The organism is Synechococcus sp. R8-2 (assembly GCF_047461715.1).
Classification (GTDB): domain Bacteria; phylum Cyanobacteriota; class Cyanobacteriia; order Thermostichales; family Thermostichaceae; genus Thermostichus.
The window spans coordinates 1-902 of the sequence record NZ_JANSHQ010000536.1; the positions used below are offsets into that span (position 1 = coordinate 1).

A 902-nucleotide genomic window follows, 5' to 3' on the forward strand; every position below is an offset into this window, starting at 1 on the left:
ACAGCGGTGCGGAGCACTTTGTCTGGGATCCCTGCTGCCCCTTCTCTGGAGAGGTTGAGTCTTGAGCAGGTCAACCTCTCCGCCTCTTCGCTGGCCTTGCTGGACCATTGCCCCCGCCTGTTTCGCTATGTGTACCTGGAGCGGTTGATCTGGCCCGCTGCCAGTGTTTTTGAGCACGAGCTGGAGCAGAGGCGCGGACGGCAGTTTCACCGTTTGGTGGAGTGGCACAGCCGCGGGCGGCAGGTGGAGCCGCGTTTGTCTGCCCTGGATGAAGTGGTGCAGCAGGGGTGGCAGGTGTTTTTGGCCAGTCCCCATGCCCATCCCCAGGGACGGGTGTTGGCGGAGTTGCCCCTGTGGCAACGGATTGAGGGCTTTAAGTTGATAGCCCGTTTGGATCGGCTGGTGATTATCCCCGGATCCCTGCACATCCTGGACTGGAAAACTGAGCGTCAACGTCCTCGCGATGAACAGTTGGCCCAAGACTGGCAGGTGCGCCTTTACCCTCTGCTGCTCTGCGAGGTGGCCCAGCAGCTGCCCCTGGAAGGCCCTTTTGAGCCGGAGCAGGTGCAACTGACCTTTTGGTATGTGCAACATCCGCAGCAGCCCTTCCACCGGTATTACAGCGCCGCCGCCTATGAGCAAGACCTGGCCCACCTAAGAGCCACTCTGAACCACCTGCGGCAACTGGAGGCGCAAGACTTTCCCATGACCCCCCATACTGAGCGCTGCAACAGTTGTCTGTTTCGCTCCCGCTGCCATGGGCTGCTACCGGAAGGGATCCCCTCTCAAGACCTCACGGATTGGGTCTGGCCAATGCAGGAGCCCGCGACACCTGCGGATCCCATCGCCGATACTTATTGGGAGCAGTAATGGGAGCAGTAAGGACTCCGCCCCGCTGACGC

1 protein-coding gene is annotated in these 902 nt (G+C 61.1%); it reads left to right on the forward strand.

What is annotated here, in order from left to right:
• The coding region (locus tag NW819_RS12070) for a PD-(D/E)XK nuclease family protein (RefSeq protein WP_414413887.1) at positions 1 to 870 on the forward strand (870 nt) is incomplete at its 5' end.
• Between the last annotated feature and the right edge of the window lie 32 nt (positions 871 to 902).